The 7,067-nt window shown below is 65.1% G+C and carries 7 protein-coding genes; all 7 read right to left on the bottom strand.

Going from position 1 to position 7,067, the window contains the following annotated elements:
* On the bottom strand, positions 1 to 741 hold a 741-nt coding region (locus CAG29_RS27875; RefSeq protein ID WP_170930463.1), incomplete at its 3' end, for an aromatic amino acid lyase.
* 119 nt (positions 742 to 860) lie between these two features.
* Positions 861 to 2,384, bottom strand: coding sequence for a histidine ammonia-lyase (gene hutH, locus CAG29_RS27870; protein WP_085695452.1), 1,524 nt, complete (start codon positions 2,382 to 2,384; stop codon positions 861 to 863).
* A 145-nt stretch (positions 2,385 to 2,529) separates the two neighbouring features.
* Positions 2,530 to 3,360 (bottom strand): glycine betaine/L-proline ABC transporter ATP-binding protein, encoded by an 831-nt coding sequence (locus tag CAG29_RS27865; RefSeq protein ID WP_085586963.1) that lies wholly within the window; start codon positions 3,358 to 3,360, stop codon positions 2,530 to 2,532.
* Complete coding sequence (locus tag CAG29_RS27860; protein ID WP_085586962.1) at positions 3,357 to 4,208, bottom strand: proline/glycine betaine ABC transporter permease; 852 nt, start codon at positions 4,206 to 4,208, stop codon at positions 3,357 to 3,359. Before CAG29_RS27860 ends, CAG29_RS27865 begins: the two co-directional genes overlap by 4 nt.
* An 84-nt stretch (positions 4,209 to 4,292) precedes the next feature.
* Positions 4,293 to 5,261 (bottom strand): ABC transporter substrate-binding protein, encoded by a 969-nt coding sequence (locus tag CAG29_RS27855; protein WP_085586961.1) that lies wholly within the window; start codon positions 5,259 to 5,261, stop codon positions 4,293 to 4,295.
* A gap of 70 nt (positions 5,262 to 5,331) precedes the next feature.
* The gene (locus CAG29_RS27850; protein ID WP_085695451.1) at positions 5,332 to 6,804 is read right to left on the bottom strand and encodes a cytosine permease; all 1,473 of its coding nucleotides are present in this window, start codon (positions 6,802 to 6,804) and stop codon (positions 5,332 to 5,334) included.
* Between the two features lie 152 nt (positions 6,805 to 6,956).
* A partial coding sequence (locus CAG29_RS28880) for a hypothetical protein (RefSeq protein ID WP_256575613.1) occupies positions 6,957 to 7,067 on the bottom strand: 111 nt, incomplete at its 5' end.

Here is a 7,067-nt window from a genome sequence, read left to right as displayed (position 1 = left end):
CTGGCCACGGGCGGCGTGGATGCGCGCGTCGAACGGCGAACGCGAGCCGAGCACCGCCTCGACGGTCAGGCCGCCCACGGCCAGCGCGCCGGCGAACAGATCCTCGCCCTCGAACAGCCCGCGCAGGGCGAACGCGGTGGACACCTGGGTGCCGTTGAGCAGCGCCAGGCCCTCCTTCGCCGCCAGGGTCAGCGGCTTGAGGCCGGCGACCTTCAGGGCTTCGACGGCCGGCAGCCATTCGCCCTTGTGGCGCGCCTTGCCCTCGCCCAGCAGCACCAGCGACATGTGCGCCAGCGGCGCGAGGTCGCCGGAAGCGCCGACCGACCCCTTGAGCGGGATGTGCGGGTAGACCTCGGCGTTGACCAGCGCGATCAGCGCGTCGATCACCTGCCGGCGGATGCCGGAGAAGCCGCGGCTCAGGCTGTTGACCTTGAGCACCATGATCAGGCGGCACAGCGCGTCGCTGACCGGCTCGCCGACGCCGGCGGCGTGGGACAGCACCAGGGAACGCTGGAGGTTCTCAAGATCGGCGCTGGCGATGCGGGTCGAGGCCAGCAGGCCGAAACCGGTGTTGATGCCGTAGGCGGTGCGGTTCTCGGCGATGATCCGCTCGACGCAGGCGACGCTGGCGTCGATCGGCGCCGAGGCGCTGTCGTCGAGGGTCAGCGTGACGGGGCTCTGGTAGACGTCACGCAGTTGAGCCAGGGTCAGTTGGCCGGGAATCAGGTTCAGCGCGGTCATGCTTGTGCTCCTTTTGAGAGGTTCTTGTTCATTCACCAGACGCTCCGGAGAGTTCCGTTGTCCGTCGCTTCCCGCCTTGTGGGCGGGCCGGCGCCTTGGCACGCTGGTTTGCGGGGGAATCAGTTCACGTCGGGCAAGGCCTTGCGCAACAGTTCCGGGGCTTTCAGGACACCGGCCGCACGGGCAATGTCCGGCGCCAGCCAACGATCCTGGTCGTAGGCCGGCACGTGCTCGCGCAGCAACCGCCAGGCCTTGCCGGTGCCGACACCGAAGCGCTGTTCTTTCAGGAACTCGAAGGCCTGGGCCGCCAGCAGGTATTCGATGGCGAGGATCTGCGTGCAGTTCTCCAGTGCGCGGTGCAGCTTGAGCGCGGCGTTGGTGCCCATGCTCAGGTGGTCTTCCTGAAGGCCCGAGGTCACATAGTTGTCGAGCACCGCCGGTTGCGCCAACTGGCGGTTCTCCGCGCACAGCGACGCGGCGACGTACTGCACGATCATCATCCCGGAGTTCACCCCAGGGTTGGCCACCAGGAACGCCGGCAGGCCGCTGACGTGCGGGTTGACCAGACGATCCAGGCGCCGCTCGGCGATCGAGCCGACCTCGGCCATGGCGATGGCCAGCAGGTCCGCCGCCAGCGCCACCGACTGCCCGTGCGGGTTGGCCTGGGACATCACCCGGAAATCGTCCGGCGTGCCCAGCAGCAACGGGTTGTCGGTGCAGCCGTTGAGTTCGGTCTCCACCTGGCGGACCGCGTGCGCCAACTGGTCGCGCGCCGCGCCGTGCACCTGGGGAATCGAACGGATGCTCAAGGCGTCCTGGGTGCGGATGCCCTTGCTCGACGCGATCACCTCGCTGCCGTCGAGCAGCGCCCGCAGGTTGACGCCCACCTGCTGCATGCCGGGGTGCGGCTTGAGCGCGATGATCTCGGCGTCGAACGCGGCGATCTGGCCGCGCTGGGCCTCGAAGCTCATGGCGCCGATCACGTCGGCCCATTGCACCAGACGCGTGGCGTCGGCGATGGCCAGGCAGCTCAGGCCGGTCATGCACGGCGTGCCGTTGACCAGGCACAGCCCGTCCTTCGCCCCCAACTGCACCGGCTGCAGGCCCTCTTCGGCCAGCGCCTGCTGCGCGGCGACGATCTGCCCGCGGTAGCTGACGTTGCCCACGCCCAGCAGCGCGATGCCGATGTGGGCCATGTGGGTCAGGTAGCCCACCGAGCCCTGGGACGGCACCTGCGGGGTGATGCCGCGGTTGAGCAGCGCCAGCAGCGCCTCGACCACCCGGCGGTGCACGCCGGACTTGCCCTGGCTGAAGTTGCGGATGGCCGCGCACAGGATCGCCCGCGTCTGCTCGTCGGCCAGCACCGGGCCGACGCCGCAGGCATGGCTGAGCAGGGTGTTGCGCGACAGCTGGCTGAGCTGTTCGTCCCTGAGCGACACGTTGCACAGCGCACCGAGGCCAGTGTTCACGCCATAGGCGCGTTCGCCGCTTTCGACGATGCGCTGGACGATGGCCTGGGCGTTCTCGATGCGTGCCCAGGCGCTGGCCGACAACTCGAGCGGCGCACCGTGACGGGCCACGGCGACCACATCCTGCCAACGCATCGGGGCGTCGGCGATAACGATTTTTTCAGCCTGGGACATCTAAAACCTCAACCTTGATAGGGATGCAGCGCTACTGGCCTCATCGCTGGCAAGTCAGCTCCCACAGGTATCTCAGTGATCACACGATCCCTGGGGGAGCTGGCTTGCCGGCGACGGGGCCCGTCAGACCACCGCAAAATTCAGATCAGACCACCGCCGCCCGCCGCTGCACGAAGCGGTCCACGTATTCGTCCGCCGGCGAGTGCAGGATTTCCTTCGGCGTGCCGACCTGGATCAGGCGGCCGTCCTTGAGGATCGCGATGCGGTTGCCGATGCGCACGGCCTCGTCGAGGTCGTGGGTGATGAACACGATGGTCTTGTGCAGGGTCTTCTGCAGCTCCAGCAACTGGTCCTGCATCTCGGCGCGGATCAGCGGGTCGAGGGCGCTGAACGCCTCGTCCATCAGGATGATGTCGGTGTCCGCCGCCAACGCCCGGGCCAGGCCGACGCGCTGGCGCATGCCGCCGGAGAGCTGGTGCGGGTATTTGTTTTCGTAGCCCTTGAGGCCCACGGTGTTGATCCAGTGCAGCGCACGTTCGGTGCACAGCTGCTTGCTTTCGCCGCGCACCTTCAGGCCGTAGGCGACGTTGTCCAGCACGCTCTTGTGCGGCAGCAGGCCGAAGCTCTGGAACACCATGCTGATCTTGTGCCGGCGAAATTCGCGCAAGGCGTCCATGTCGTACTGCAGGATGTCCACGCCGTCCACCAGGATCGCGCCGCTGGTGGGGTCGATCAGGCGGTTGAAGTGGCGCACCAGGGTCGACTTGCCGGAGCCGGACAGCCCCATGATCACGAAGATCTCGCCGGTGCCGATGCTCAGGGACAAGTCGTTGACCCCGACCACGCAACCGGTCTCGTTGAGCACCTGCTCCTTGGTCTTGCCCTGGCCGACCATGGCCAGCGCATCCTTGGCGCGGTTGCCGAAAATCTTGAAGACGTTCTTGACTTCGATCTTGCTCACGGTTGCGTTGCTCATTTGCTCACCTCATGCCGCGCACGACCGTAGGCCTGGGTAATGCGGTCGATGACCACAGCGAGAATCACGATGGCCAGACCGGCTTCGAGGCCGCGTCCGACGTTGAGGGTCTGGATGCCCACCAGCACGTCTTCGCCAAGGCCGCGGGCGCCGATCATCGAGGCGATCACCACCATGGACAGGGCCATCATCGTGGTCTGGTTGATCCCGGCCATGATGCTCGGCAGGGCCAGTGGCAGCTGCACGCCGAACAGTTGCTGCCAGCGGTTGGCGCCGAAGGCGTTGATCGCCTCCATCACTTCGCCGTCGACCTGGCGGATGCCAAGGTCGGTCAGGCGGATCAGCGGCGGCGCAGCGTAGATCACGGTGGCGAAGATCGCCGGCACCTTGCCCAGGCCGAACAGCATCAGCACCGGAATCAGGTACACGAAGCTGGGCATGGTCTGCATGATGTCGAGCAGCGGCATCAGCACCGAGCGCAGACGGTCGCTGCGCGCCGAGAGGATCCCCAGCGGCACGCCGATCAGCACCGAGATCAGCGTCGCCACCAGCATCAGCGCCAGGGTCTGCATGAGCTTGTCCCACAGGCCGACGGCACCGACCAGGAACAGCAGGCCGACGATCACGCCGGTGGTGACCACCTTGCGGGTGGCGTGCCAGGCGATGCCGGCGACGATGGCCAGCATCAGCCACCACGGCACGGCGCGCAGCAGGCCCTCAAGGTTGACGATGGCCCAGAGCAGGGTGTCGGAGATGTGGCGGAACACGTCGCCGTAGTTGGTGACCAGTTTGTCGACCCAACCGTTGACCCAGTCGGCGATGGAAAAGGTAAAGCTTTCGGGAAACATAAGCGGCTCTCAATCAGAAAACTCAGTCAAGCGATTGCGGCGAACACCCCGGCCAGCCTCTCGGTTGGCCGGGAGGAATTCGACCTACAGCGCCGCGTCGATTTTCTTGGCAGCGTCTTCACTGACCCACGCGTGCCAGACTTCAGGATGTTCCTTGAGGAAGATTTTCGCCAGCTTCGGCGACTCGATGCGTTCCTTCGCCATGCGGCCCAGGTTCTGGTTCAGCAGGTCGATCGGCAGGTTGACCTTCTCCAGCACGGACACCAGCTCCGGCGCCTCGTCGTGGAAGGTCTTGGACAGGCCGACCTTGATGGTCACGCTCTTGTCGACGCCGGCCTTCTCTTCCAGCTTCACCGCGTCGATCTGGCCCATCAGCGGGGTCGGCGACCAGTAGTAGAACAGGATCGGCTCGCCGCGCTTGTAGCTCGACAGCACCGCCGCATCCAGCGCGGGACCGGTGCCCGGGCGGAAGTTGGTGTAGCTGCTCTCCAGGCCGTAGCTCTTGAGCATCTCGGTGTTGTCCAGCTCGCAGGTCCAGCCGGCGGGGCAGTTGTAGAAGCGGCCCTTGGACGGTTCTTCGGCGTCCTTGAAGATCGCCGAGTACTTACCAAGGTCAGCGATGTGCTTGAGGTCCGGCGCCTTGGCTTCGAGCTTGCGCTTGGCGTCGCCCTCGATCACGTAGCGCGGCACGTACCAGCCTTCGATGGCGCCCACCACAGGGGCACCGACGCCGACGACCTTGCCGGCCTTCTCAGCCTTGTTCCAGACCTCGCTGCGGCCGACCCACTCCTCGGCGAAGATCTGGATATCGTTGCTGCTCAGGGCGTTCTCCATGGTGATGGAGTTGCCCGGCAGGCTGTCGGTCTTGCAGTCGTAGCCTTTCTCCAGCACCACTTGCAGCACGTCGGTCAGCAGCATGCCGCTTTCCCAGTTCAGGCCGGCGAACTTCACCGGTTTGCCGGATTCGCACCAGCCGGCGGCCTGGGTGGCGCCGGCGCTGGCCAGAAGGCCCATGGAAAGCAGAGTGGTCAGCAGGGTCTTGTTCGATTTCATTGTTGTGACGCTCCTAATCATGAATTGGCTTACGGCAGTCAAGAGGCATCCAGCCCTGTCCACGTCCAAATCAGGCCTGCGCCGCAGCGCGACCGGCCCCGCTTGTTTTAGGTTGTACGGCGCTGTTCTGCTCGAGGGGCAGAATCAGGCGATCGGGCACTGCACCGTGCCACTTCTTGGCACACACATAGTAGAGGCCGGCGGGAAGCACCAGGCCGATGATCCAGGAAATGTCCACATCGCCCAGGGCGGCCACCAGCGGGCCGGTGTAGAACTTGGTCGAGATGAACGGCAGCTGCACCAGCACACCGAACACATAGACGCTGATGCCCAGCACGTTCCAGCGGCCGTAGCGGCCGTTCGGATCGGCCAGCGCCGGCACGTCGTAGCGCTCGCGGGTGATGCAGTAGTAGTCCACCAGGTTGATGGCGCTCCAGGGCGTGAAGAACGCCAGCAGGAACAGGATGAACGACTTGAACGCCCCCAGGAACGAATGCTGGCCGAGCAGCGCGATCAGGGTCGCGGCGCCGACGATCACCAGCACGAACACCAGGCGCTGCATGCGGGTGACCGTCAGGTGGCCACGGAAGCCGCTGATGATGGTCGCGATGCACATGAAGCTGCCGTAGGAGTTCAGCGTGGAGATGGTGACCTTGCCGAACGCGATGCTGAAGTACAGCAGCGCGGCGGTGGCACCGGTTCCGCCCAGACCGACGATGTAGGCGACTTCATGACCGGCGAATTGCCCGTTGGCCGAAGCGGCCGCGAACACACCGAGGATCATCGCCACCTGCGCGCCGATCACCGAACCTGCACCGGCGGCGAAGAAGGTCTTCACCGAAGACACCTTGCTCGGCAGGTAGCGCGAGTAGTCCGCCACGTACGGGCCGAAAGCGATCTGCCAGGAGGCCGCGAGCGACACCGCCAGCAGGAAACTGCTCCAGCTGAAGTGGCGGATTTCAAGAAGCGCGCCGACGTCCACCTGACTCATTAGACGGCTGAACAGATAAACGAAAGCGATCACGCCAATGGCGCTGGCGATGCGGCCGATCCAGTGAATCACCCGATAGCCGAGCACCGTGACCACGACGATGACGCTGGCGAAAAGGAGGATGCCGACGGTGTCGCTGACCCCGAACAACTGGCCCAGCGCCTGACCGGACAACACCGTCCCGGTGGCGGTGAAGCCGAGGTACATCAGGCACACCAGCACGATCGGAATCGCCGCGCCGTAGACGCCGAACTGCACCCGGCTGGAAATCATCTGCGGCAGGCCGAGCTTGGGCCCTTGCGCCGCGTGCAGCGCCATCACCCCGCCGCCCAGCAGTTGACCGATCAGCAGACCGATCAAAGACCAGAACACATCGCCGCCCAGCACCACGGCCAGGGCCCCGGTGACAATCGCGGTGATTTGCAGGTTGGCACCCATCCACAGGGTGAACTGACTGAACAGACGACCGTGTCTTTCCGCTTCCGGGATGTAGTCGATCGAACGCCTTTCGATCAACGGTTTGTTGCCTGCACGATCGGTGTTGCCTGCCATGATTCAACCTCTGTGGATTGTTTTAATTGTTCTGTCGGGCTTACTCGATTCCTGTGGGAGCTGGCTTGCCAGCGATGACGTAGGCACTTTAAACATCAATTCCAGCAGTGCCGCCGCAATCGCTGGCAAGCCAGCTCCCACAGGGATTTGCGTTACTTGCCGCCAGTGATCATCGGCAGGTTCAGGCCCTGCTCTTTGGCGCAGTCGATCGCAATCTGGTAACCGGCATCGGCGTGACGCATCACCCCGGTGCCCGGGTCGTT

Source organism: Pseudomonas sp. B7(2017), from assembly GCF_002112745.1.
Lineage (GTDB): Bacteria > Pseudomonadota > Gammaproteobacteria > Pseudomonadales > Pseudomonadaceae > Aquipseudomonas > Aquipseudomonas ekonensis.
The sequence above is the reverse complement of the archived record's forward strand: the minus strand, read 5'-3'. Positions and strand labels throughout refer to the sequence as shown.

Coding starts and splice junctions, on each gene's coding strand:
- hutH (WP_085695452.1), bottom strand. CDS start 2,384: ATGTCCCAGGCTGAAAAAATCGTTATCGCCGACGCCCCGATGCGTTGG.
- CAG29_RS27850 (WP_085695451.1), bottom strand. CDS start 6,804: ATGGCAGGCAACACCGATCGTGCAGGCAACAAACCGTTGATCGAAAGG.
- CAG29_RS27865 (WP_085586963.1), bottom strand. CDS start 3,360: ATGAGCAACGCAACCGTGAGCAAGATCGAAGTCAAGAACGTCTTCAAG.
- CAG29_RS27855 (WP_085586961.1), bottom strand. CDS start 5,261: ATGAAATCGAACAAGACCCTGCTGACCACTCTGCTTTCCATGGGCCTT.
- CAG29_RS27860 (WP_085586962.1), bottom strand. CDS start 4,208: ATGTTTCCCGAAAGCTTTACCTTTTCCATCGCCGACTGGGTCAACGGT.